The 24,651-nt window shown below is 46.3% G+C and carries 22 protein-coding genes; 2 read left to right on the top strand and 20 right to left on the bottom strand.

Annotated elements, in window-relative coordinates; genetic code table 11:
- Nucleotides 1–25 precede the first annotated feature (25 nt).
- The 11 genes from infB to mutS form a co-directional block, all read right to left on the bottom strand.
- Nucleotides 26–2,869: a translation initiation factor IF-2 gene (gene infB, locus BLU87_RS13870; protein ID WP_092349856.1), complete on the bottom strand. Its 2,844-nt coding sequence runs from the start codon at nt 2,867–2,869 to the stop codon at nt 26–28.
- Complete coding sequence (locus tag BLU87_RS13865; protein ID WP_092349854.1) at nt 2,869–3,465, bottom strand: DUF448 domain-containing protein; 597 nt, start codon at nt 3,463–3,465, stop codon at nt 2,869–2,871. The genes infB and BLU87_RS13865 overlap by 1 nt, the downstream gene beginning before the upstream one ends.
- Nucleotides 3,466–3,476: 11 nt before the next feature.
- Nucleotides 3,477–4,667 (bottom strand): transcription termination factor NusA, encoded by a 1,191-nt coding sequence (nusA, locus tag BLU87_RS13860; RefSeq protein ID WP_092349852.1) that lies wholly within the window; start codon nt 4,665–4,667, stop codon nt 3,477–3,479.
- A gap of 76 nt (nt 4,668–4,743) precedes the next feature.
- Nucleotides 4,744–5,223, bottom strand: coding sequence for a ribosome maturation factor RimP (locus BLU87_RS13855; protein WP_092349850.1), 480 nt, complete (start codon nt 5,221–5,223; stop codon nt 4,744–4,746).
- Nucleotides 5,224–5,335: 112 nt separating this feature from the next.
- Complete coding sequence (locus tag BLU87_RS13850) at nt 5,336–5,704, bottom strand: hypothetical protein (RefSeq protein ID WP_092349848.1); 369 nt, start codon at nt 5,702–5,704, stop codon at nt 5,336–5,338.
- Nucleotides 5,697–6,455, bottom strand: a complete 759-nt coding sequence (locus BLU87_RS13845; RefSeq protein ID WP_092350039.1) for an RNA methyltransferase — start codon at nt 6,453–6,455, stop codon at nt 5,697–5,699. Before BLU87_RS13845 ends, BLU87_RS13850 begins: the two co-directional genes overlap by 8 nt.
- A 19-nt stretch (nt 6,456–6,474) precedes the next feature.
- Nucleotides 6,475–7,683, bottom strand: a complete 1,209-nt coding sequence (locus BLU87_RS13840; RefSeq protein WP_092349847.1) for a cofactor-independent phosphoglycerate mutase — start codon at nt 7,681–7,683, stop codon at nt 6,475–6,477.
- 20 nt (nt 7,684–7,703) lie between these two features.
- The gene (gene xerD / locus BLU87_RS13835; protein ID WP_092349845.1) at nt 7,704–8,594 is read right to left on the bottom strand and encodes a site-specific tyrosine recombinase XerD; all 891 of its coding nucleotides are present in this window, start codon (nt 8,592–8,594) and stop codon (nt 7,704–7,706) included.
- A gap of 12 nt (nt 8,595–8,606) precedes the next feature.
- Complete coding sequence (gene glnD, locus BLU87_RS13830) at nt 8,607–11,303, bottom strand: [protein-PII] uridylyltransferase (protein ID WP_092349843.1); 2,697 nt, start codon at nt 11,301–11,303, stop codon at nt 8,607–8,609.
- The gene (locus tag BLU87_RS13825; protein ID WP_092349841.1) at nt 11,300–13,006 is read right to left on the bottom strand and encodes an N-acetylmuramoyl-L-alanine amidase; all 1,707 of its coding nucleotides are present in this window, start codon (nt 13,004–13,006) and stop codon (nt 11,300–11,302) included. Before BLU87_RS13825 ends, glnD begins: the two co-directional genes overlap by 4 nt.
- A 3-nt stretch (nt 13,007–13,009) precedes the next feature.
- A complete protein-coding gene (mutS, locus tag BLU87_RS13820; RefSeq protein ID WP_092349839.1) occupies nt 13,010–15,625 on the bottom strand; it encodes a DNA mismatch repair protein MutS in 2,616 nt (871 codons plus the stop codon).
- Nucleotides 15,626–15,832: 207 nt separating this feature from the next.
- Between mutS and BLU87_RS13815 the strand changes: the two genes are divergently transcribed.
- Nucleotides 15,833–16,354: a hypothetical protein gene (locus tag BLU87_RS13815; protein WP_092349837.1), complete on the top strand. Its 522-nt coding sequence runs from the start codon at nt 15,833–15,835 to the stop codon at nt 16,352–16,354.
- Between the two features lie 2 nt (nt 16,355–16,356).
- On the top strand, nt 16,357–17,298 hold the full coding sequence (locus tag BLU87_RS13810; protein ID WP_092349835.1) for a cation diffusion facilitator family transporter: 942 nt from the start codon (nt 16,357–16,359) through the stop codon (nt 17,296–17,298).
- A gap of 105 nt (nt 17,299–17,403) precedes the next feature.
- Here BLU87_RS13810 and ndk read toward each other — a convergent pair whose 3' ends face one another.
- From ndk to miaA, 9 genes are all read right to left on the bottom strand, one after another.
- Entirely contained in the window at nt 17,404–17,817 is a 414-nt protein-coding gene (gene ndk / locus BLU87_RS13805) for a nucleoside-diphosphate kinase (RefSeq protein WP_092349833.1), read from the bottom strand.
- A gap of 89 nt (nt 17,818–17,906) precedes the next feature.
- Entirely contained in the window at nt 17,907–18,503 is a 597-nt protein-coding gene (locus BLU87_RS13800; protein ID WP_092349829.1) for an XTP/dITP diphosphatase, read from the bottom strand.
- A complete protein-coding gene (gene rph / locus BLU87_RS13795; protein WP_092349827.1) occupies nt 18,500–19,240 on the bottom strand; it encodes a ribonuclease PH in 741 nt (246 codons plus the stop codon). Before rph ends, BLU87_RS13800 begins: the two co-directional genes overlap by 4 nt.
- Nucleotides 19,227–20,321, bottom strand: coding sequence for an N-acetylmuramoyl-L-alanine amidase family protein (locus tag BLU87_RS13790; protein ID WP_092349825.1), 1,095 nt, complete (start codon nt 20,319–20,321; stop codon nt 19,227–19,229). The genes rph and BLU87_RS13790 overlap by 14 nt, the downstream gene beginning before the upstream one ends.
- 77 nt (nt 20,322–20,398) lie before the next feature.
- Nucleotides 20,399–21,463 (bottom strand): DHH family phosphoesterase, encoded by a 1,065-nt coding sequence (locus BLU87_RS13785; protein WP_092349823.1) that lies wholly within the window; start codon nt 21,461–21,463, stop codon nt 20,399–20,401.
- On the bottom strand, nt 21,456–21,938 hold the full coding sequence (locus tag BLU87_RS13780; RefSeq protein WP_092349821.1) for a TIGR00725 family protein: 483 nt from the start codon (nt 21,936–21,938) through the stop codon (nt 21,456–21,458). The genes BLU87_RS13785 and BLU87_RS13780 overlap by 8 nt, the downstream gene beginning before the upstream one ends.
- 17 nt (nt 21,939–21,955) lie before the next feature.
- Nucleotides 21,956–23,269 carry a DUF512 domain-containing protein gene (locus tag BLU87_RS13775; protein WP_092349819.1) on the bottom strand — a complete coding sequence of 438 codons (1,314 nt, stop codon included), beginning with the start codon at nt 23,267–23,269 and terminating at the stop codon, nt 21,956–21,958.
- Nucleotides 23,270–23,425: 156 nt separating this feature from the next.
- Nucleotides 23,426–23,659: an RNA chaperone Hfq gene (hfq, locus tag BLU87_RS13770; protein WP_092349817.1), complete on the bottom strand. Its 234-nt coding sequence runs from the start codon at nt 23,657–23,659 to the stop codon at nt 23,426–23,428.
- A 10-nt stretch (nt 23,660–23,669) separates the two neighbouring features.
- Nucleotides 23,670–24,605, bottom strand: coding sequence for a tRNA (adenosine(37)-N6)-dimethylallyltransferase MiaA (gene miaA, locus BLU87_RS13765; protein WP_092349815.1), 936 nt, complete (start codon nt 24,603–24,605; stop codon nt 23,670–23,672).
- Nucleotides 24,606–24,651: the final 46 nt, after the last annotated feature.

Here is a 24,651-nt window from a genome sequence, read left to right as displayed (position 1 = left end):
ATAGGGTAAAGATTCATTGTCGGGGCTACAGTGAAGTCTTAACTTCTTCGATTTCAAAGACTTCAAGAACATCACCAATTTTTATATCGTTGTATTTTTCCAAACCAATACCGCACTCATAACCATTGCCGACTTCTTTAACATCATCCTTGAAGCGCTTCAATGAACTGAGTTTACCCTGCCAGACAACGACATTATCGCGGACCAGTCGAGTTTGAGCATTACGAATGATTTTCCCTTCAACAACAAAACAGCCAGCAATCGTACCAACACGCGACACGTGGAAAGTATCGCGAATCTCAACACGACCCAACTCTTTTTCCTTCAAGGTCGGTGCTAACAGACCTTCCATTGCGTCACGAATATCATTAACAGCGTCGTAAATCACTGAATACAACCTGATATCGACTTTTTCTACCTCAGCTAACACTTTGGCCTTGGTCTCAGGTCGAACATTAAAACCAAGGACGATTGCATTTGATGCCGTCGCCAAAGTAATGTCACTTTCAGAAATACCACCCACGCCAGTATGGATTATATTCAACCGACAAGCGTCCGTGGATAGTTTTTCCAGAGCATCGCGTACGGCTTCCAACGAACCTTGTACATCAGCTTTAACAATAACTGAAAGCTCCTCAACAACACCTTGTTGCATTTTTTCAAACAGTTGATCTAAAGAGACCTTACTGTTTCGAGACAGATCAATTTCACGTTGTTTGGACTGACGATGATGCGAAACATCTTTTGCGGCTTTTTCGTTTTCAACGGCATGGAAAGTATCACCGGCATTGGGGACACCACCCAGTCCAGTCACTTCAACCGGGAAGGATGGTCCAGCCTCTTTGACTTGAGAACCTGTCGCTGTGGTCATTGAACGAACCCGACCGTAATGCAGTCCAGCAACAATAGCGTCGCCAATTTTTAAGGTTCCATCCTGAACCAACACCGTCGCTATCGGCCCGCGCCCTTTATCAAGGCGTGCCTCAACAATTGATCCTTTGGCACGTTTATTCGGGTTAGCCTTTAACTCCAGAACTTCTGCTTGCAACAAAATCATTTCCAGCAAGGTATCAAGATTCGTCTGTTGCTTGGCAGAAACCTCAACAAAGATCGTATCGCCGCCCCACTCTTCTGGAACAAGTTCAAACTCTGTGAGTTCTTGTTTTACCTTCTCAGGGTTTGCGTCCGGTTTGTCGATTTTATTGACAGCAACAATCATCGGCACACCAGCAGCTTTCGAATGACTGATAGCCTCTTTTGTCTGAGGCATCACCCCATCATCAGCAGCGACAACCAAGATAACAATGTCGGTTACTCCAGCACCACGAGCCCGCATCGCGGTAAATGCCTCATGTCCCGGAGTATCAAGGAAAGTCACCTTTTTGCCATCCAGTTCAACATCATAAGCACCAATATGCTGGGTTATACCTCCAGCTTCACCTTCAGTGACGTTCGCTTCACGAATCGCATCCAGAAGGCTGGTTTTACCATGATCGACATGCCCCATAATGGTAACAACTGGAGGGCGAACTTCAAGATCTTCAACATTATCTTCGGCCTCTTTGGAAGGCTCAACTTCAAGAATTGTCTCTTCATCAAAAGCGACATTTTCAACTTCATGGTTGAATTCAGCCGCTAAGATTGCCGCAGATTCATAGTCTAGTGGATGATTGATCGTCACCATTGACCCCTGACGCATCAATTCAGCGATCAATTCATTCGCTTTGACCCCCATCCGCTTTGCCAGTTCACCAACAGTAATTGAATCACTGATTCTGACAATCCGCTTAATCGCTTTACTGACAGTTACCTCAGTATGTTTCGCCTGTTTGGAGTTCTTACCGCCACGCTTCTTTTTTTGACCCGCACGGCCTGGTTCGAAAACTTCGACCCGCCGTCCGCGACGCGATACCCGACCGTCCTGATTGTCGTTATTATCACCACGACGTCCTTTGTTACGCTTTTTATTACGCCCTTCCTTTTCAGGAAGCGGCTGTTCCAAAGGCGCCAAAGGGGCTGGATCAACCCTCTTATTTCCACGGCTTGGAGTCGATCCAGGACGCGCAGGAGTTCTTCCTGTTGGTGCAGTTCCAGGCCGAGCAGCCGGGCGACCACCAGGTCGTTCACCCGCTCTTGCTGGTCGTGCATCCTGCCGCGCAGGGCGTGCTGAATTTCTGGTTTTTCGCTGTCCGTGGGGTGGCGTTTGTGGCAATTCAACCCGTCCAAGAATTTTGGCACGATCACCGGTAGCTCTCTCAACAACGGGTGGCTTTTCTTTTTTACCTTTATCCGTTGCTACAGCTTCCGTCTCTGCAACTTTTTTCTCGGAGACTTTTGGTTTATCAGCATCAACCTTAACTTCAGTTTTCACTTCTTTCTTTGACGTTGTGACGGCTTCTGCTTTAATTTCAGGCTCAGATTCGGCTTGAGCTTCATTAGTAGTCGCTACAGGAGAAGCAACCTCTTCAACAGATTCAACCACAGGTGGTTCTATTGCAGGCGGTGTGACCTTCTGTTCCTCTGGTTGGGGAATCTCTTCAGGTTCAGGGGTGTCAACCTCGGCAGTAACTGAGGGTTCGGCCTTTTCATTCGCAGCCACTGTAACAGTGTCTTCAGCAGCGACAGGCGTCTGCTCAACAGGTTCACGTACAACAGTCCGTCGTCGCCGTATTATCCCTGGTTTTATGCGAGCTTCTTCAATTTTCTGTACCGGGGGATTGACGAAATCTTCAAATTTACGTAGATCTTCCTCAGCCAGAGAACTTGAATGTGACGCCACATCAATGCCTGCTTCTTCCAGTTTAGCCAGCAAATCTTTGTTTTCCAGACCCATGTTCTTCGCGAGTTCGTATACCCTTACCTTGCCCATCAATTCTCCCTTACCAGTCGCCTGTACACATGTAATTCAGTCAACAGCGAATCAGCTAACAAACCCGGCTGAACAGCCATAACACTCCGCTCTTCTTTACCTAACATCTGCCCTATTTTCTGTTTATCAGATAAATGCGCAGTATATATTTTTTTCTTTATTGCCAATGTTTCAATTTTCGTTTTTATCGAAGTCGATATATCTGTCGCCATAACAATAAGTGCCAATGATGTCCCTTTTTTAAGCGCATCAACTACGGCATTACTGCCAGCTATAAATTGTTTCGACTTGCGTGACATGCCAATCAGATTAAATATCTTTTGCTCCACAGCAGCGTTCAATTGCTCCAACAATGATGTTGCGTCAACGTCATGACACTGCCCCTTAAAACTACGCTGAAAACTATTCCTGGCAACCGCAGTCTGCAAACAGTCCCATGAGATACAAGTGTAAGCCCCACGGCCAGGTAATCGCTGCCGATAATCAACCAAAACTTCACCATCAGGAGCCACAACATAACGAACAAATTGTTTTTTGTCACCGGCCTTACGGCAAGCGATACAAGTGCGTTGCGGCCCTTTTTCAGCAGCAGTCATAAGTCAGCGAATCAATCCTTCTCTGTGTCTGCAGCAGCACCATCATCATCAACATCATCTTGTTGATCTATAGCCGTTGTTGCAGCATCATCGGCAACCGATACTTCAGAAGGAGTTTCTGTTTCTGCAGTTTCTGCACCTTCAGAAGCACTCTCTTCCTGTTCTTCTTCTTGAGCACGGGATTCGCTCTTGATATCGATTTTCCAACCAATCAGTTTCGCTGCAAGACGGACATTCTGCCCCTTCTTGCCAATAGCCAAAGATAATTGGTCATCAGGAACGATTATCTCCATGGACTTGCCGTCCTCATCAATATACACCCGCGATACATCTGCAGGTGCAAGGGCCGCACAAGCAAACCTTGCAGGGTCTGGAGTCCAAGGAATAATGTCGATTCTTTCACCACGCAACTCGGTTACGACATTTTGCACCCGCGACCCGCGCATACCGACACACGCGCCGACAGGATCAACATCAATATCATGCGAGGTCACAGCGATTTTAGCTCGACTTCCCGGCTCACGGACAGCATTTTTAATCTCAACGATACCTTCAGAAACTTCAGGCACTTCCGATTTAAATAAAGCGATCAACAACCCTGGATGCGTGCGCGAAAGGATAATTTGCGGTCCTTTGGCAGACATCTTAACTTCAGAGATATAAGCACGAACGCGATCTGATTGACGGTAATTTTCACGCGGGGCCTGCTCCCGATTGGGCAACAAAGCTTCTGCGCGACCAAGATCAATAATCAAATCACCACGTTCATAGCGACGCACGATCCCATTGACGATCTCACCAACACGGTCCTTAAATTCATTATAGACGCCTTCACGTTCAGCTTCACGGACCTTCTGAATAATAACCTGCTTTGCCGTTTGTGCGGCAATGCGGCTGAAGCTACCCGCCTCGAGCATCATCCCCAAAGAATCGTTGACTTCAACATCGGGATCAACTTCCCGTGCCTCTTCCAAATCAATCTCTCTGTATGAATCAACAACTTCATCAACGACAGTAACAAATTCAAAAACCTCAACCTCTCCAAGTTCTTCATTGAAGTGAGCTTCCAGATCACGCGTATTTCTGAATTTTTTATTGGCTGCAGACAGGACCGCAGACTCAAGTGCATCTACCAGCACGTCACGATCGATCCCTTTATCCTTAACCACCTGATCGATGATGTGATTGAGGTTACCCACCATCTTGCATACCCCTTATTAAAAGTTTTGGCTGACAGACCATGTCAACGAGTGATAATCAATGAACCCATGGCAGGATTCAAAACTCAAATTTTAAGTTTGCTTTATCTATCTGTGGTAGCGCAATACGCACTGCCACTGGTTTTTTTTTCAATAACAACAGGACTTCATCACCCTCAAAACCCGACAGGGTGCCAACAAAGGTCTTTCTGTTTCGACCTGAACCATCGGGATCAATGGCTTCGTGGGTTTTAATTTTAGCAAGTTGTCCAGTAAAGCGGATAAAATCCTCAGGTTTCTTTAAAGGCCGCTCAATCCCCGGGGACGAAACTTCCAGACTATACGCTGTGCTGATCACATTTTCAACGTCAAGCATTGAGCTAATCTCACGACTGGCAGTGGCACAGTCATCAAGATTGATTCCACCATCTTTGTCCAGAAAAAACCGCAAAACCCATCCACGATCCTCGCGTTGATACTCAATATCAACCAATTCGCAACCAAGGTCTTCTATGATGGGGAGAACCAGTTCTTCAATTTTTTCTAAAAGTTGTGCCACGGTCGCCTCTGGATAATAAAAAAAGTGAGCCGGGGCTCACTTCCAATAAACAACATCAAAACCGTTATTATTTAACACTCTGACGGGATTAAATCAAGAAGAATTTTAATTATTACCGGCTGAAACGGTTTCGATGTGCGCGCGTGGTCAATGTTTTTCGAAGTAAATGTTCCGCAAAACTCTTGTTTGCGAGATAACAACCAACCGTTTGCATGAAACCATCAATCATTGATTGTGTTGCGATATCGAGTTGATTGCTAGCAACTCCCATGCGTTCCAGGGTTTTTTCATATTTAATAGATCCTGAATACTTTTCTGCCACCTCGATTAAATCAGCAGGTAATGAACCTGAGTCTAGAGGGATCTTGGCAATGACATCTATCTGCAGCCGATGGTAATCGCCAAAATAGCGGTTCTCCTGAGGAACAAATTCAACGCTCACACCATTTTCAAGCTGAAAACTTTTACTTGTTTTACTCATGATCGCCATCTGTTGAACGTCGTGACAGCTTGCGTCCCGAATAAATATCGATCTGATTGAAAAGACCACGAAGAATTCGAACTTCACGGTCATTCAACCCGGAACGACTCAAGATACGGCGAAAGCTGCGCAATATATGGTCGGGATTTTGTGGATCGAGGTAACCAATATCAAGTAATGTCTGACGCATATGTTGATACATTGATTCTAAGGCGGCATTATTTGCCAATCCTTTGCGACCATAACTCAGACCTGCAGAGCGCCCTTTGGCTCTGCTCACTTCATACAGACAAATGGAGACAGCTTGCGCCAGATTCATCGACGGTAAATTCTCATTGGTCGGAATCGTGATAAAATGCTGACAGAGATCCAACTCTGAGGTAAACAACCCTCTGTCTTCACGACCAAAGACCAAGGCGACGGAATCTTTTTGTGCTACCGACAGTAAACGGTCTGCCGCCTCATCAGGATGCAGTAATCCTTCTCGATAACGTCCGAAACGACGCGTTGTTCCAAAACTCAAAACAGTATCAGACAGCGCATCTTCTAAGCTTTCAAAGACACGGGCGCTTTCGAGGACAGACGCAGCCTTGACCGCCATCAGTCGTGCATCACGGGAGAGATGATCCACTTGAGGGTTGACCAGGCGCAGGCTGGAACAACCAAAATTAAGCATCGCCCGACAAGCAGAACCGATATTTAGCGCACCTTGAGGCTCGACCAAGACAACACTCAGTTGTAACGGCGTCATATCTTTAGCTTCTAAAGCCTCATGCTGATTCACGGTCAGCCATCAACAGTGAGAGAAGTTGATGGCCGGGGATAATCCCACCACAACGCTTAGCTTCAGATTCCGAATATGCGGTTGCCTGCGAAGCCAACGACTGACGGGAGTCAAACAGGATATAAGGAACCGGGTCAGAAGTGTGCGTCCTTTTTTCTACGGGAGTCGGATGGTCAGGGGCAATCAGGATACGGCAATCACCAATGGCGTCGATGTTGTCAAGAACCGTCCCGACAACATCACGGTCAAAACTCTCTATCGCCTTGATTTTCTCCTGCAATAATCCACCGTGACCCGCTTCGTCAGGGGCCTCGACATGGACGTAAACAAAATCTTTGTCTTTAAGAGCCGCAACCGCGTATTCGCCTTTACCACGGTAGTTAGTATCGAGGTAACCTGTCGCGCCCGGAACCTCAATGATCTCCAACCCGGCATTGATACCAATCCCCTTGATCAGATCGACGGCCGAAATCACCGATCCAGTCAAACCGTAACGTTGCTGGTAAGTCTCCATCACCGGCTTACGTCCATGCCCCCAGAACCACACCGAATTTGCCGGGAGTTTATTTTCAGCAATCCGCTGGTTGTTCACCGGATGGATATTCAACAACATTTGCGCTGAATTGGTCAAATCCTGGAGAACATCAGCACCATCGCCCTGTGGCAGGTGATCTTCAATGCTGTACGTTGAAATATCATGGGGCGGGGTAAAACTAAGGGCGTCCTTGCCATTCTTCCAGACCATGAGGTGACGATAGGAAACCCCTGGATAAAAGTTGAACTGATCCCCGCCTAACTCATCCTGAAGCGTGGCTATCAACACGCTGGCTTCATCTGTAGAGATATGACCAGCAGAAAAATCCCCCATATAGAGCTTACCGTAATGGGCTTCCAGCCAGACAAAATTCAGACGAAAAGCAACGTCGTCAGGACCCAGATCAACTCCCATACTTGCGGCTTCCAGAGGTGATCGCCCAGTGTAACAATCAGCGGGGTCGTAACCAAAAACCGAAAGATTTGCGACATCACTTCCCGGGGGATAACCTTCCGGTACCGTTGCCGCCAAGCCGATTATTCCGGTTTGTGCCAAACGATCCATATTGGGTGTATGTGCAACTTCCAGCGGGGTTTTTCCTCCCAGTTCCGCAATGGGTTCATCCGCCATTCCGTCACCAAGCAAAATAATATATTTCATCTTTTCCTCTACCTTAGCAGTTAGCCACGCGGATGATATTGTTGATGAATTTTCTTTAACCGCGATTGAATAACGTGGGTGTAAATCTGGGTTGTAGAAATATCAACATGTCCCAGCATCGTTTGTACCGAACGCAGATCCGCACCATTTTCCAACAAATGGGTTGCAAATGAATGCCGTAACATATGCGGATAAACTTTCTGTTTGATTCCAGCTTTTATTGCATAAGCATGCAGGTTCTTCCAAACCCCCTGCCGACTGAGTTTTTTGCCACGCACATTGAGAAAAACCTCATCACTTAATCCTTTTTTTAACAACTTCTGGCGTCCATTCTGCAAGTATTCTTGAAGAACATCAAGGGCATCCTCTCCCAGGGGGATTAATCTCTGCTTGGAGCCTTTGCCAAACGCATTGAGACAGCCAATATCAAGTTTCAGATCGCCAAGACGCAATCCGATCAACTCCGAAACGCGCATCCCGGTGGCATACAACACTTCAAGCATTGCCCGGTCACGAACCGCAATCGGACTGTCACCAGTCGGTGCCAGCAACAGGCGTTCGACCTCTTTTTGCGAAAGCAGTCTTGGTAGCGATGACAAGGTACGCGGCGACTCGATCAGGATGGAAGGGTCGTGGTTTGCGTATTGTTCCCGGAGTAAAAACCGATGAAACCCGCGTAAAGAGCTGAGAACACGAGCCCGACTCCGCGGTGAATGACCATTACTTTTTAACGCCGTTAAATAACCAAGTAACATCGATTGCGTGATATTGTCAGGATCGGTCACCTGCTCCTTTTGACTCAGATACGCAGAGTAGGAGGTCAAATCCCGACTATAAGCACTTAAAGTATTATCCGAGAGGCCTTTTTCTACAGCTAAAAAGTTAAAATAATAATCAAGGTATTGATCCATTTTCCCCAACGTCTACTCAAGGCCGGCTAACATTGTCGAACGAATCTCTGCCAATTTTATCGGATCAGTGACCTTCTGCCCAAAAATATCACAGACATAAAAAACGTCAGCCGCTTGATCAACCTTGGTTGATATCTTGGAGACCGCGATATACAGCCCTAACTCATTTAGGGTCCGGGTAATGTCATAAAGAAGGCCAACCTTGTCATGAGCAAAGATGTCGACGACAGTATAGCGGTCAGAAACTTCATTATCAATTTCAACCTTGTTTGCACGCTGAGAGCGCCCAGTAGTTGAATTGAGATAAGCAGGTTGCTGACTTGTATCAAACAATTCTTCAACAAAAATTTGTCCGGAGATCACTTTACTTAAATCAGTCTCCACGCGAGCCCATTTTTGGGGCTTATCTACAACATCACCAATCGCACTATTGACTTGCAAAATATCTAACACGGTCCCGGTTTTTCTGGTGTGAATTTGTGCGCCAAGAATATTGATCGAATGGGCGGCCAAAACCCCGGCGATTTGTGAAAAAAGCCCTGGGCTGTCAATCGTAGCTAGAGTCAATTCGGTATAATTTAGCTCACGTTTATGATCAACCTGCATGACCAGCGTTTTTTTGCCACGGCTGAGGGCCAAACGCAAGTGAGGAATAATCTCTTCAGAACGATAACTCATCAAATAACGAGTGTTGAGACTTTTTAAGATTCTATTGACTTTGCTTTCCGTATAATCTTCCAATAACGCCTGGCGGATGTGGCGTTTTCTGTTGCGTACTTTTTGAGACCGTTTCTCTTGATAAAATTCATTTTTCTCTAAGGTATCATAAGCCTTTTCATAGAGTTCACGGAGCAGACTTCCCTTCCATTCAGTCCAGACATCGGGGCCAACAGCCTTAATATCGGCAAAAGTCAGAAGGTATAGCATGCGCAAGGTTTCGCTCATCCCCATGAGCTGAGAGAATTGAGCTATCATCTTGAAATCTTGCAAATCTCGTCGTTGTGAGATATGAGCCATCTTCAGGTGATGCAACACAAGGAACTGCAATCGTTGACTATCTTCACGGTTTAAACGCAGTCGGCGAGCTATCGTTGGAATCATTTCAGCACCGCGAATACTGTGATCTTTACCGCTCCCCTTACCGATATCATGGAATAAAATGGCCAGCAGTAATAACTCGCGCTTTTCAATATTATTGGCAACCTCGGTCAACAAAGGCTGCTCGTTGGCATAATCCCCGGCCCAGAGCTTTTCTATCTGTTCAATAGCAAACAAGGTGTGGGTATCAACCGTATAGATATGATACAGGTCGAACTGAACACGACAATAAATTTTTTTATATTCAGGGATAAATGCATTCAGAAATTGTAAATGATGCATTTTTCGCAAGATATGACTAATCCCTTTAGGGTGACGTAAAATATTCATAAAGGAACGGTTGATCCGGCTGGAACGACGAATTTTATCATGAATCAGATGAGCGTTATCTCTGATCAACTGTTTCAGCTCAAAACATATCGACACTTCATGCTTTTGTGCCAGTTCAAAAGCAACCATCATCAGCGCCGGATCATCAAGTAACTGTTGATCGACTTTGGCACGCAGTTCACCGCGGATAATATAAAAACCATCTTCGAGATTCCGCTTGGCAAGAAACTTAAATACCCCGCGCCGTGGAGTCGCTGGAGCTTGAGTCGCGTTGAGGATTAGCTGGGTCGACAGATGTTCTACTTTAATCGCATGAGCGTAATAGGCCTGCATAAACTGTTCGACTGCTGAAGCGCGGCGGTTATCTTTAAAGCCAAACGCTACTGCCAACTGTGGTTGTAAATCAAAGGTCAACTGATCACTTTTGCGCTGCCCCTTAAAGTGGAGAAAATTGCGGATTTTCCATAGATAATCAAGCGCCTGAGAGTACTCCTCAAGCTCTTTTTCGGTAATCACCCCTTTGGTAAGCAACTCTTTGATCCCGCTGGATTTAAACTTGACCCGCGCAATCCACAGTGCCTCCTGTAACTCTCTGAGACCGCCCTCCCCCTCTTTCAGGTTAGGTTCAAGCACATAGACCGATGAACCATATTTCTTCTTCCGCTCAATGCGTTCATCCAACTTCAGTTTAATATACTTTTGTGGTTCCCGACTCAACATCTGTCGACTCACTGTCGACCGAAAGGCCGCATATACTTTCGCGTTTCCAGAAATTAACCGCGCATCCAACAAAGCGGACCGGACGGTACTGTCATGCGACTCCTCTAAGCAGGATTCGCTCGAGCGAACACTGTATCCGACGTCCAAACGTAAATCCCAGAGCAGATAGAGCATCCGGTCAGAAATAATCCTCGCGGCTTCCTGCCCGGATGGTTCATAAAAAAACATCAGATCAAGGTCTGAACGGGGGTTCATTTCTGCCCGGCCATAACCGCCCAAGGCGATCAGGGCACAGCCCGCCAGGGCTTCCGCACTCAAATCAACAGTGACGGCCTTATATAGGCTGCTATTGAATTGATCAAAGACGAAGGTTAATTCACGGACAACGTCACGTCCTGAAGCGCCCTGATCATTTAGTTGGTGAATGCGTTGCAGATGCGCATCCAAAAACAGGCGCGCTGCATCCAGAAGAGACTCCCGGCAAGCGTCATAATCACGAGCGCCGTCAAGGATATGTGGCGGGAACACTTCTTGGATGGCCCCTTCTTTTGCAGTAATCATCGTTTTGCAACCTGATCTATCGTCGAGGAATAATTCTTGACACCTGCCGTTATTGCCGCAGCTACATGCTTCTGATAATTGCTAGAAATTAAACGCTTTTCATCACGTGAATTACTGATAAATCCCGCTTCAATTAGGACTGATGGCATGGTCGCTCCAAGCAAAACATGAAACGGGCCCTGCTTAACACCATGATCATTAACGCGGCTATAACGTGATCGTAGTCCGCTAATGAGGGATTGTTGCACCTCAGCAGCGAGCCGGCTTGATTCATTAATTTTTGCATTGGCCATCAAGTCAAACAGAATGGCTTCCAAATTTCCCACCTCTTGCAATGTGGTGCCGTTCTCGCGGGCGGCGACTTCTGCAGCCTGATTGTTTTTTGACAGGTTTAAAAAATAGGTTTCGACGCCTGAAGCCTTACCATTGGCTGTCGCGTTAGCATGCAAAGAGATAAACAAATCTGCCCCAACCTGATTTGCATATTCAGTTCTTTCACGTAACTTTAGATAGCGATCATCTGAACGGGTCAAAAGAACCTTAACCCCCAGTTCCTGTCGCAGTTTTTTGGCCAAAGCCTTCGCCATCGCCAGAGTGACATTTTTTTCATAAGTCTTATTGGGCCCAATAGCGCCCGGATCCCGGCCACCATGTCCGGCATCAATCACAACCAAACGGATCCCTTCATCATGCTCTTTATGCGGGATATGAACGGCAACCTGGCGGTCAGAGGAGCTATTTAGGATTGAGGCAATTGAATCGTCCGCCGCAGCAGATGCAACCTGCGCCCCCGGAGGCTGACGGCTCAATGCAACCCCAGTTGGTTGTCCCTTGATATCAATAACGAGACGATGTGGATTTTCAAGAGTCGTCAACTCATAATCAGCGACCCGGTTCAAATCCAGAACCACTCGGGTCCGCTGTCCATCAAACTGACTGGCACGAACCTGTCTGATCAGACCATTACCAATAGCGATAGTTGATGGTAAGCCACTGACAACCTTGGTATAAAGAAGGTCAAAATAGAGGCGCGGGTTCTCACCTTTGAGATAGTTTGGTTTTGCGACAACGGGAGCGCTGAGGTCAAGAACAATCCGGGTATATTGGGGGCCGCTCCAATAGCGGATTTTAACCAGTCTGGGAGCATCCCCGACCGACCGGTCATCAGCATAATCTTGCTCAGCGACGACGGGGCGTGGGACTTTTGGTGCTGGCAACACAGCAATCCGTTTTTTCGCCTCAGCGACCATATCACCTGCGGGCATCTGCGCAACCAGTTGTTGATAAAGGCCATAAGCAAAGGCTTGATCGTTCAGTTTATTCTCAGCAATCTGCCCGGCTAAGAACAAAGCATCATCGGCGAGGCGACTGCGGGGAAAACGCTTGGCCATGACCTGATATTGATCGATTGCTTCCCGCGCATCCCGACCGCTGCCTGATGCACTGGAAAGGCCATCCCAGAGCCTTGCCTTGAGAAACAGGGCTCTTTCAAGATCTTTATTCTGCGGCTGCTGAACCACGAAGCGATCGAATCTGGCAATAAGTTTATCCCAATTAGCCCGCTGCCGTTGCAACTGAGAAGACTTCATTAACTGCTGATACTCTTGTCGCAAGCCAGAGTAGCTTTCGGCAAAAGTATTACAGGGCAAGGTTGCCAACACCGAGAACAAGAGGATTAAAAGAAAACAGGTTTTAAATTTCATTATTTAAAGCATCTTTTTAAGTTCATCAAGCAAGGTCAACGCCTCAATCGGGGTGGTGCTACTCACATCGAGTGCTTCCAGACGCATGCGGATTTTGTCTTCTTGTTGTCCCTGAAACAGAGACATTTGTCTATTATCTTGTCTTTTAAGTTTATTTTTACCCTCGCCCAACCGCGGTTCGCCAGAACGGACGAACTCCCCAGCTTCAAGATTATGCAAAATCTCTTTGGCCCGGGTGATAACAGCGTCCGGCAAGCCAGCCAATCGACCTACCTGAATGCCATAAGAGCGGCTGGCGCTGCCAGGAATGATCTTCCGCAGAAAAATAATCTGGTCATTCCATTCCTTGACGGCAACATTGTAATTCTTGACCCGTTCCCGCGTCAGGGGCAAGTCAGTCAATTCATGATAGTGGGTTGCAAATAAAGTCTTTGCCGCAATTTTTGGATTATCATGGAGATACTCTGCAACCGCCCAGGCAATACTGACGCCATCAAAGGTCGAAGTTCCACGCCCGATCTCATCAAGGATGATCAGGCTCTTCTGCGTCGCATGGCGCAGGATATTTGCCGTCTCATTCATCTCCACCATGAATGTTGACTCACCCTTTGCAAGGTTATCATTTGCGCCAACTCGAGTAAAGATCCGGTCAACAACTCCAATGCGTGCCTTTTCAGCGGGGACAAAACTCCCTAATTGCGCCATCAGCGTTATCAATGCAACTTGACGCATAAAAGTTGATTTACCGGCCATATTGGGGCCAGTGACAATCAACAATTGATTGGTTTCGGTATCCAGTTCAACATCATTGGGGACGAAAGCCTCTTTAAGGGGCATCCCTTCGACAACTGGATGACGTCCCCCTTCAATGTAGATCGCCCCAGATTCATCGATCTGTGGACACACATAATTGCGCTCATGGGCAAGATCTGCCAGTGAAAGGAGCGCATCAAGAGTAGCCAAGATATCAGCACTCTGTTGAATTCTCCGCCCTTCTGCGGACGCCTTGAGACGGATTTGCTGAAACAAATTATATTCCAGCTCGACGATCCGATCTTCAGCGCCAAGAATCTTATCTTCATACTCTTTTAACTGAGGGGTGATAAAGCGTTCAGCATTGGTCAAGGTCTGCTTGCGATGATATTCGTCCGGGACTCGATCCAAATTTCTATGAGTCACTTCAATGAAATATCCAAACACCTTATTATATTTAACTTTTAAGGTTGGAATCCCAGTTCGCTCCCGCTCCTGTTGTTCCAGTGCAGCAATCCAGCTTTTACCATCACGACTAATGACCCTTAGCTCGTCAAGTTCTTCATTAAAGCCGTCTTTGATAATTCCACCATCACGCAGGACAAATGGCGGGTCATCAGTAATAGCCTGATCGAGCAGCGTGACCAATTCTGGGAGCAGATCAATATTTTCACGCAATTGGGTAAGGTATTCGCTCTGCAGCGGACTGAGAAGGTCTTCAAAGCGGGGCAGTTTTCCAAGCGAAGAGCGTAAAGCGACAAGATCTTTTGCATTTGCGCTCGCCATAGCGATCTTGCTGTTCAACCTCTCTAAGTCATACACCCCGTCAAGAGCTTCTATGAGATCCAGTCGTTGCAAACTATCATCAACCAACTCAGCAATGGCCCGTTGCCGTTGCAGAATCTGATACTGGTCTATCAACGGATAATGAATCCAGTGCCTCAGGGTCCGGCCTCCCATAGCCGTCATGGTGCGATCCAGAACTCCCAGCAGAGAACCACGCTTTTTACCATCCTGGAGCGTTGCTGTCAGCTCCAGATTTCTCCGCGTAGAATCATCCAACACCATATAGTTTTGGGGGTGATAAGTCTGTAACGCCTGAATATGGTGAAGTTCTTCTTTTTGGGTCTGGTGCAGATAATAAAGGACAACTGAAGCAGCCTGTTGTGCAGCCAACAACTCATGACAACCAAAAGCCTGGAGACCGGTGACACCAAAAAACGTACAGAGCTGTTCCTGGGCATAATCCTCTTCACAGACCCACTCGGGCAAAAAACTGCACATAACCCCGTCAAGAGGGGTACCTATCTGCTGTTTTAACTCGCGACTGGGTTGTGAATCACTGAAAAGAACCTCCCGTGGTCGCAAGGAACCCAACTCACTCTCGATTTGCTGCAGAGTCTCAACTTCGGTCACCCGAAACTCTCCAGTCGTAATATCGATATGGGCTAGCCCGTATGAATCTTTATTTTTAACAATAGCGAGGAGATAATTGTTCTCCTTGGGCTCTAAGGTTTCAGTATCGGTCACCAAGCCAGGAGTCACGACTCTGACGACTTCACGCTTGACGATCCCCTTGGCAGTTTTCGGGTTTTCCACCTGCTCGCAGATAGCAACCTTGTGACCCGCAGCAATCAACTTGGAGATATACCCCTGACTGCTATGGTAAGGGACTCCACATAATGGCACTGCGTCTGCCACCCCCTTGTTTCTGGAAGTCAACGTAATGCCTAAAACCCGGGAAGCCAGAACGGCGTCCTCCATAAACATTTCATAGAAATCTCCCAAGCGGAAAAACAGGATGGCATCCTGATAATCTGCTTTTATTTCTAAATACTGGCGCATTACTGGGGTTGTTGTTGACATGCTAACATCCTGATTTTACGTCTGGATAAATAAGATAATTACGAGTGATCACACAAGGCGCAGTATCCTAACAAAGGCACCCCGGTAAGTAAATAGAGCGTTGACTATAGCATATTGTACTGCTTGACCATGTCGCTAGTCTGATGTTAGAAAACTTTACCGATTATAGTCATAATAAGCAGGTGAATCTCTTCTTTCAGGAAAACCATGAATCACTCAAAGACAGCAGCAAGCCAGAAAGATCCGTTCAATCGGCAGAATTATGAGATCAGAACCCTTGAAGATGAAATAAGGGCCGACAACCATTGTAAAGCGCTGCTTCAACACTTCCATGCTTACTTACTGAATGATATGGCAATGCCCCCGTTAGAAGCAGGGAGTATGGCGAGTGGCGCAGATTATTATTTACGTGATTATATGATCGATCATCGGCGCTGCAATATTTTTGAAATATCCGCAGAACTGGTGCACAGTTTTGCGGGGAACTGGTATATCATCAACACAATCGAACCCAATATGGGAGAACTTGAGAGTGTCTTGATCGGCATCCGTCATTTCTACCGTTTTTGTGTTGAAAAAGAACTCGTTACCAAAACGGTCGCCGCAGAAATTTCTCAGTCTTGTGGCCAGACCGAGTACTATCAGCAACGAATTGAGAGTTTTAACGCGATCTCCGGCGACGGTTATATCGCTTGGAATAAAGCCTGTCCGTTACGCAACAGAGGTTGACCGTGACTAAAAAGTCGAACCCTAAAGTCAAGGCAGCGGCATTTTCAATCTGTGGAGCCTTTACCCTTGCTGCCATTAAATTGGTGGTGGCATTTTTCAGTGGCTCTATGGCCGTCATGGCATCAGCAATCGATTCATTACTGGATATCCTCATGTCCGGGGTGAACTTTATGGCTATCCGCCATGCGGAACAACCTCCTGACCAGTCCCACCCTTTTGGGCACGGAAAGTATGAAACTCTGGCGACGCTGTTTCAAGCATTGGTCATCAGTGGTTCTGGTGGCTGGATTATTTATGAGTCTATCGTCCGCTTATCCCAGAATAACGCCCTTGAAAATATTGATCAGGGTATTGGAGTTTTGGCGTTCAGTGCCATCGTCTCCTGGTTTATCGCCAGCTACTTAAGTAAAGTTGCCAAAGAGACAGACTCTTCAGCCCTGGAAGCGGATTCACTCCATTTCCGTATGGATATCTACAGCAATCTTGGCCTGATGGCCGGACTGCTGATGGTCCGCTGGTTTAATATCTCCTGGCTTGACCCTGCGTTATCAATTCTCGTGGCTTCTTACATTCTCCATGAAGCATTACAACTGATTAAACGGAGCTTGACAGATATCCTCGACCATGAACTCCCCGATGAAATCCAGCAACAGGTCCATCAGCTCATCAGTAACCACAGCGGCCCATTAGCAGGCTACCACGGCTTACGCACCAGACGCGCAGGATCTTTGAAAATCATGGATTTCCATTTGGAAGTTTGCAAAGACATGAGCGTCGCTGAAGCGCATGCACTCGCCGATAGTCTGGAGAAAAAGATAGAAAAAGAGATTCCCGGTGCCAATGTGATTATCCACATCGAGCCCTGCCCAGTTGAAGATTGTCCTGGTGTAGAGAATTGTGAAATTGGTAAAAGCAGAGTGCCCAGAAGGTTTCAGGAACACTGATTAAATGGAGACAACCACCGCACAGCTGAACTTCAGGTTCAAACAGAAAACCCCGCAGAATGAGTCTGCAGGGCGCTGTTAAAACCAACAAGTAGGGACGGAAATCTAAAGCAATTCCATACCGTTAAAGAAATATCCTAATTCAAAAGCTGCGGTCTCTGGAGCATCAGAGCCGTGAGTTGCATTCTCACCGATATTGCTACCAAACTCTTTCCGCAGAGTCCCTTCAGCCGCTTCAGCAGGATTTGTAGCACCCATCAAATCACGCCACTTGGAGATTGCATTCTCAGCCTCAAGAGCCATAACAATACAGGGACCACTACTCATAAAATCTGTCAATTCACCAAAGAATGGGCGCTCGCTGTGAACGGCATAAAAACCTTCAGCTTCAACTTTACTTAAATAGAGTTTTTTTAAGCCGACAACTTTAAACCCTTCAGCATAAATCCGTGCCAAAATTTTTCCGGCTGATCCTGCCGCAAAAGCATCCGGTTTTATGATTGCAAATGTTCTCTCCATAATATTTTCTCCTTATAGTGTTATATAAATCGAGGCGGTTTTTAACATCAGACTACCCAGCTGTCAAGATATTAACCATTAAGCCAGAGTTACTCGGTTGCCAACTGCTTTAGTGATGGGATGACTTTCCGCAATGCCATCCCCCGGTGACTGATTCGATTTTTTATGCTAGCAGGTAGCTCTGCCATAGTTTTCCCATATTCTGGAACCATAAACAGCGGATCATAGCCGAAACCACCTGATCCACGTTCGCCACGCATAATCAAACCTGAAACTTGCCCGCTGTATGTCTGACAACGACCATCTGGCCAAGCCAGAGCTATGACACAGTGAAACGCTGCTTGCCTTTGCTCATCTAAGATGGCATCCATTTCCCGCAGCAATTTCCGATTATTTTCTTTGTCATCACATTGTTCACCGGCATAGCGCGCAGAAAATACCCCTGGTTCTCCAGCCAGAGCATTGACGCTAAGACCGCTATCATCTGCCAGAGTGAGTAAGCCGCTGAATTGAGCCATTTCCACAGCTTTTTTACGGGCATTCTCCAAAAAAGTTGCGCCGTCCTCAATAACGTCTGGAGCCTCTTCATATTGATCAAGACCCACAATTTCAATGCCCGAATCGTCCAAAAGGGTGCGGATCTCCCTCAATTTTCCTTGATTTCCAGTTGCAATCAACAACTTCATGATTCCAAATCCAGTGATTGTCGTTGCAATGAGGTCAGCTCTCGACACCCTTGCAGCGCCAGATTGCGTAACTCATCCAGTTGTTCGAGGGAGAACGGCTCTTCTTCTGCTGTTCCCTGCACTTCAACAAATTTACCAGTTCCAGTGATGACAAAGTTCATATCGACATCAGCATTTGAATCTTCCTGATAATCAAGATCCAACAATGGGTTGGCAGCGACAATGCCGACACTGATAGCAGAGACACTATCTTTGAGCGGCAATTCATTCAAGACCCCCTTTGTCACCAAATGATTGAGAGCATCATAAAGAGCAATATAAGCACCCGTTATAGACGCTGTGCGAGTGCCACCATCGGCCTGCAGAACGTCACAATCAATCTGGACGGTTATTTCACCCATCGCTTCCAGATCGGTCACTGCCCGCAGTGATCGTCCAATCAGACGTTGAATTTCCTGTGTTCTGCCAGAAATCTTCCCCTTGGCCGCTTCACGCATGGAACGGGTATGGGTTGCACGCGGCAGCATACTGTACTCTGCCGTGACCCATCCACGTCCCTGCCCGCGCATAAACGGGGGAACACGTTCCTCAACTGAAGCGTTACAAAGAACTTTGGTTTCTCCACAGCAAACCAAAACCGAACCTTCTGCATATTTGGTAAATTGGCGCTGAAAACTGAACGGTCGCAACTGGTTCTCCAAGCGCCCATCACAGCGTTTCACATTAGTTGATGTCATTAGTTTTCTCCTTGGATTTCTTGGCATAACGGTGAATTCCAGTATATAGAGCTTGTATTATTTGATTTTGATAATCGGGATTTTGCAGTTGTTGCAGCTCTTCCGGATTGCTCAAATATCCAAGTTCAATCAGTACGGTCGGTAGATCCCCTCTGCCGAGAGATAAACGTGATGATGGATAGATACCGCGAACCTTGATCGAATTCTCACGCAAACTCAAGGCAAGATCATTGGCGAGAAGCATACTGTCACTTGTGACTGTTGCGGTCACAGCACCTTCGGTAACATCGGGGGCTTTTTCTTCTGGTCGGATAAACAAGTTCACACCACTTAATTCAGCAGAAAAAGAGGCTTGGGCATGCAACAACAACCAGATATCGACATCCTCTTTCGAAGCCGCCTGTAATCGCTGCTCCATTGTCACTTCATAATCGCCGTCACGACTGAGATAAATGGGGATGCCAAGCTTCATTTTCAACTGCTTGGCCAGCTTGTTTGCGACATCCATATTCAACTGCTTTTCTTTAAATCCTGAAGGAGCAATAATACCGGTATCCAAACCACCATGTCCGGGATCGATCGCTACAGACCGAAGTATTGAGGCGCTTTTACTGGCTTTTTTATTCAAAAAAAAGGCAAAGAGCTTTTCTATTCCTCTGGCTTGTTTTGCAGGAGTGTTATCAATATCGGGGTCAAGGTTGCGAAAATAGACTGATTGACCACTTAGTTGTGCCAGTTGGTTTAAGACAAAGCTATCAGTTACACGAAGGCGACCATCAATAAAACGGGGCTTATCCTTCAAGGGATAAAATTCATCGCCAAGTTTTAGATAGCCACTCGCCGGAGAAATTTCTCCCCACCCATACTTCGAACGGATTAAAAAACTATGTGAGATTGCGTTCCAATGCCCCGTCAAATTAACAGCGTCCAGAGCATCTTCAATCGCGACATAAGGAACACCATCCTGCTGATAGACATCTGCGAGGCGGACAGGATCTTTACCACGCAAACCGATATCAACGGCGGCAAACGCTGAGCTCAGGGGCAGAAAAAAACAAAGAAGCAGAACAAGGTAACGCATGAAAACTCCCTACAAATCCAGCTGGACCTCGTTTATCCAGCAAGACACTATCAATTTAATGTTTATCCAAAAAGGGTTCAAATAAGAGATTCACCGACCGAGGGTTCCACGTTGAAGACCTCAAACAAGCGCGCGATTAGCAGTTTCTCCAGTTGCAATTGCGAGTGCTGATCCTCACCAATGTCACGGACTTGTCCACCGGCGATCATCCCATGCCCGCCAGCAGTACCAATCCCGGCAATGACTTGCTGGATGACGAGTCCAAGCTTCGCTTCTGGATTTAAAGATCGCATCGATAAAATTTGTGTGCCGTTAAACCAGCCCATGCCAAAAACGTAGCGAATACCCTGTTCTCGCAAAAGAAAATCTGCAAGTTCTGCAACCAGATCAGGGTTATCAATCGTATGTAAATTAAACACCAGCATTTCACCAAAAACGCGTGAATTTTCAATCGCAGTGTGAAACGCTGAAAAATAATTTCGCGGCACAGGGGGATGGATAATATCATAAAGTATCTGATTATTGGAAATGGGTAACAGCTTTAAATACGCTTCACGGTCAGCCTTTGACCACTCGCGACCAAGGTCCTGAGTTTCTGACTTAATGGCATAAAAAAGGCTGGTTGCAAGTTTCGTATTAATCGAGACCTTTTGACTATTCAGATATTCGTAAAGGATAGTGGCTGAAGCGCCATAATTTTCACGCACATCAACCCAAAAAATATCCGTTGGATCTTTTTTTGAAGGGTGATGATCAATAACCAGATGGACTTGGTGTCCGGAGGGTAGAGAGTTATTCCCGGCATCAGGCTGAGTATCAACCATACAGATAACTGCAAACTGGCTAAGGTTAAGTTCACAGATTGGCACCAGAGAGATCTCCAGTAACTCCACCATTTTACGATTTTCACTGCGACCAATAACGCCACCGTAAGATAAAACTGCATCCTGTCCGGTTTTAATCAGGATCAGATGGCGCAGAGCAACAGCAGATGCAATTGAGTCTGGATCAGGATTATCGTGACAGATAATAAGAATTTTTCCTCGCCCCCGAATCCATTCAATCATGTTACCGACAGAGTTATCGTCAATCTGGGCGTTGATACAATTAGAATCTTCCGTCGAAGACTGCAGCTTATCCATTGATGAGTTCACCTTTCTGAAGCTCAGCAAAAACCATCTCTATCGCCTGTTCAGGTGTTTGTGCTTGAGGTGTTGTGGTCGAAATTTGGGGCCAGCTATTGAGTTGGACAACGGTTCTTCCAATTTTTAAAGCAATGGCAATTTCTGATAAGGTTCCATGTCCCCCTTCAATAGCAATCAAAGCTTGAGCTGTTTGCGCAATGATAACATTACGCGCGTGCCCCATCCCGGTAACGATGGGTAATGAAACATAGCGGTTCGCGGCACTGGAACTATCGCCAGGTAAAATACCAATGACGTCTCCTCCCGCTTCAGCACAACCGCGAGATGCCGCCTCCATCACTCCACCAAGGCCACCGCAAACCAGGACTCCACCGTTTCGTGCAATGAGTCGGCCAATCTGATACGCAGATTTAAGACCACAAGGTGACGCCTCAGACGCTCCGATTACACCTATGATTGTTTTCTTTTGCATGACATCAAACCAGAATATTACACATGGATAATTTCAATCGGACCATCTGCCAAGGCTTCCATTCCATCAAAGATCCCCCAGGGAGAATTTTCGACAGCCAACACTGGAACGGGCAAAGCGCTTCTGATATCTTCAATAGTTAAATCATCAAGCAGCAATTCACCACCATCTTTAAAGATGACATCTGGAAGCAGCAACCCCGCCCCCAAGTCCACACCTTTTAATTGATCTAACAAATCAGCACCAGTAATAAGGCCAGTTACGGTGACATCAAGGCCAAAAAAATTATTTCTGATCGCAATCACATCGACAATGACATCTGCTTTAGAACCAATTTGCTCAGCAAAATGAAGCAATTCGTCGTAAAAAAGACACCCGGTGACCAAGGTAATTCTGGACAATTCGAGGGGTTCAACTTCCAACAAGACCTCTTCTACCTGTTGTCGAAATTGGGCAATCATACCAACACCATCTTCAATCTGCGGGAATTCTTCATAATCTGCTGCCAAGGGAAGTTCTGCTTTGGCTAACAGATAAAATTCGTCTGCAGCAAACACAAAGCGATGCCCATGGCGCTGGAGAAAAAGCTGTTGCTGCTGATGGATTATTTGCAAACAGGACAGGGCATCAGGCTGCGTCATCTTCGTTAATTGCGGCAATTTTTCACGATGTTGCGTCAACCCGACGGGAACGACAGCCAAAGAAATAATCCGCGGATAAAGTTGTGAGAGCTCGGTTATTGTTTGTTGTAATGCTGCCCCGTCATTGATACCCGGACATAAGACAATTTGACAATGGAGCTCAATCCCTTCCTGGGTTAACCGTTGTAACAACGGTAAGATTTCTGGAACCTGAGCCCCAAGCAATCTTTGTCGCAAAGCATGTTCTGTCGCATGAACAGAAATATATAGAGGGGAAAGTTGATCACGAATAATTCTCTGCAGATCAGTTTCAGTCAGATTTGTCAGCGTGATATAAGAACCGTAGAGATAAGAAAAACGGTAATCTTCATCTTTGACGTACAGGGTCTGCCGCATCCCCTTAGGTAACTGATGGACAAAACAAAACATACACTGATTGCCACATTGGCGCGGTTGCGGATGCTCTAACTCTAACCCTAGGTCTTCATGGGAATCTTTTTCCAGTTCAAATTCCCACAGCTCATCGTCGTCTCGCAGAATCGCCAGCAGAAGATGATCCTGCTCTAGGCATTGATGATAGTCGACGATATCACTAATCTCATGTCCGTTAATACTAAGCAATCTATCACCAGCAAGCAACCCAAGTTCTGCAGCATAACTCCCTGATTCAACCGAATCTACCCTGACCATGCGATGTTCTCTTTCTTACACTGAACGACTTCTGTTACAAACAAAGCCAACCTAAAATAGCAAATTTATATGGAATATGAAAAACTGCGAAGAAAAGCATTGAGGGCGGCACCACCGGCACCGCCCTCAATGAAAACCCTCGTAGAAAATATAAATTTAATCACGCCCCCCATGAAGACGAAAATTTCCGTCAACAGACGTTATTGAACTTACAGCGTGTTTATAGACTAAAACATCTCCGCTGCTTTCGACTAAAATACAAAAGCTGTCGAAGGATTTTATATAACCTTCAAGTTTATTCCCGGTCATCATGACAAGAGAAACCTTTACCCGCTCTTTTCGAGCCTGATTCAAGTACTGATCCTGGATATTAAATGGTGACTTAGGCATGTCCTCTCCTTTACTCAAGTAAAAAATTTTCAATAGATTGTACTACAATATCAGACTTCGTTGAGGAATCAACCCAAATAATATCCTCTTCTTTCCTAAACCAGGTCAGCTGTCTTTTTGCATATTGGCGGGTGTATTTCTGAATATCAGCCAACATCTGCTCGGCACCGATTTCAGCTTTTAAAAATCGGACCACTTCTCTGTAACCGAGAGTTTGCAAGGCTTTCAGATCTAATGAATAACGTTCAACCAGCGCTCTGACTTCATCAACTAAACCATCTGATAGCATCTGTTCGGTGCGGTCGTTAATGCGTGCATAAAGTTGCGACCGAGTAAAGTCCGGAGCCAGTTTCAAAACACGATATGGTTGCTCTGCAAAACCGTGCTCGGCTTTTAGCGCAGACATTTTTTGACCACTCAGGTAAAAGACTTCGAGTGCTCTGACGATCCTGACAATGTTATTGGAGTGTATCAGAGTTGCCGACTCAGGGTCGACCGCCTTTAACTGAGAGAAAAGGGTCCCCCTCCCCCCCTTTTCCTCGGTTTCAAGCAACTGCTTGCGTAACTCACCGTTCGCGGAAGGCAGATCGGCCAACCCATTGAGCAATGCACGGATATAGAGCCCGGTACCGCCGACAACACAGGGAATTTTCTTGCGGGCCGAGATATCTGCCAACAAGGGTCGTGATTGATCAATAAACTCGGCAACTGAAAACTCCTGATCAGGATCAATCAGGTCGATCATGTGATGCGGGGCTACAGCCTGTTCCTGAAGGGTTGCTTTTGCCGTGCCGATATCCATAGACCGATAAACTTGCCGCGAATCTGCTGAAATAATTTCTAAAGGAAACCTGTCAACAAGAGAAAGAGCCAAACTCGTTTTACCTGTGCCAGTTGGACCACAAATAACCACGATGGATATTTTTTCAGATTCTGCTTCAACCATATTCAAACTCTCGCATCAGATGAAATATACCGTATTTTTGTTACCA

This window comes from Desulfuromusa kysingii (genome assembly GCF_900107645.1).
Taxonomy (GTDB): Bacteria; Desulfobacterota; Desulfuromonadia; order Desulfuromonadales; family Geopsychrobacteraceae; genus Desulfuromusa; species Desulfuromusa kysingii.
This window is presented reverse-complemented; position numbering and strand designations above follow the sequence as displayed.

Bases quoted from the DNA above. Each gene is read 5' to 3' on its own strand.
- BLU87_RS13780 (WP_092349821.1), bottom strand. From the start codon at position 21,938: ATGCAAAAGAAAACAATCATAGGTGTAATCGGAGCGTCTGAGGCGTCA.
- BLU87_RS13800 (WP_092349829.1), bottom strand. From the start codon at position 18,503: ATGAAGTTGTTGATTGCAACTGGAAATCAAGGAAAATTGAGGGAGATC.
- rph (WP_092349827.1), bottom strand. From the start codon at position 19,240: ATGACATCAACTAATGTGAAACGCTGTGATGGGCGCTTGGAGAACCAG.
- hfq (WP_092349817.1), bottom strand. From the start codon at position 23,659: ATGCCTAAGTCACCATTTAATATCCAGGATCAGTACTTGAATCAGGCT.
- BLU87_RS13790 (WP_092349825.1), bottom strand. From the start codon at position 20,321: ATGCGTTACCTTGTTCTGCTTCTTTGTTTTTTTCTGCCCCTGAGCTCA.
- infB (WP_092349856.1), bottom strand. From the start codon at position 2,869: ATGGGCAAGGTAAGGGTATACGAACTCGCGAAGAACATGGGTCTGGAA.
- miaA (WP_092349815.1), bottom strand. From the start codon at position 24,605: ATGGTTGAAGCAGAATCTGAAAAAATATCCATCGTGGTTATTTGTGGT.
- BLU87_RS13775 (WP_092349819.1), bottom strand. From the start codon at position 23,269: ATGGTCAGGGTAGATTCGGTTGAATCAGGGAGTTATGCTGCAGAACTT.
- BLU87_RS13825 (WP_092349841.1), bottom strand. From the start codon at position 13,006: ATGAAATTTAAAACCTGTTTTCTTTTAATCCTCTTGTTCTCGGTGTTG.
- ndk (WP_092349833.1), bottom strand. From the start codon at position 17,817: ATGGAGAGAACATTTGCAATCATAAAACCGGATGCTTTTGCGGCAGGA.
- BLU87_RS13815 (WP_092349837.1), top strand. From the start codon at position 15,833: ATGAATCACTCAAAGACAGCAGCAAGCCAGAAAGATCCGTTCAATCGG.
- BLU87_RS13850 (WP_092349848.1), bottom strand. From the start codon at position 5,704: ATGAGTAAAACAAGTAAAAGTTTTCAGCTTGAAAATGGTGTGAGCGTT.
- xerD (WP_092349845.1), bottom strand. From the start codon at position 8,594: ATGGATCAATACCTTGATTATTATTTTAACTTTTTAGCTGTAGAAAAA.
- BLU87_RS13865 (WP_092349854.1), bottom strand. From the start codon at position 3,465: ATGACTGCTGCTGAAAAAGGGCCGCAACGCACTTGTATCGCTTGCCGT.
- BLU87_RS13845 (WP_092350039.1), bottom strand. From the start codon at position 6,455: ATGACGCCGTTACAACTGAGTGTTGTCTTGGTCGAGCCTCAAGGTGCG.
- glnD (WP_092349843.1), bottom strand. From the start codon at position 11,303: ATGATTACTGCAAAAGAAGGGGCCATCCAAGAAGTGTTCCCGCCACAT.
- BLU87_RS13840 (WP_092349847.1), bottom strand. From the start codon at position 7,683: ATGAAATATATTATTTTGCTTGGTGACGGAATGGCGGATGAACCCATT.
- BLU87_RS13785 (WP_092349823.1), bottom strand. From the start codon at position 21,463: ATGGATAAGCTGCAGTCTTCGACGGAAGATTCTAATTGTATCAACGCC.
- nusA (WP_092349852.1), bottom strand. From the start codon at position 4,667: ATGGTGGGTAACCTCAATCACATCATCGATCAGGTGGTTAAGGATAAA.
- mutS (WP_092349839.1), bottom strand. From the start codon at position 15,625: ATGTCAACAACAACCCCAGTAATGCGCCAGTATTTAGAAATAAAAGCA.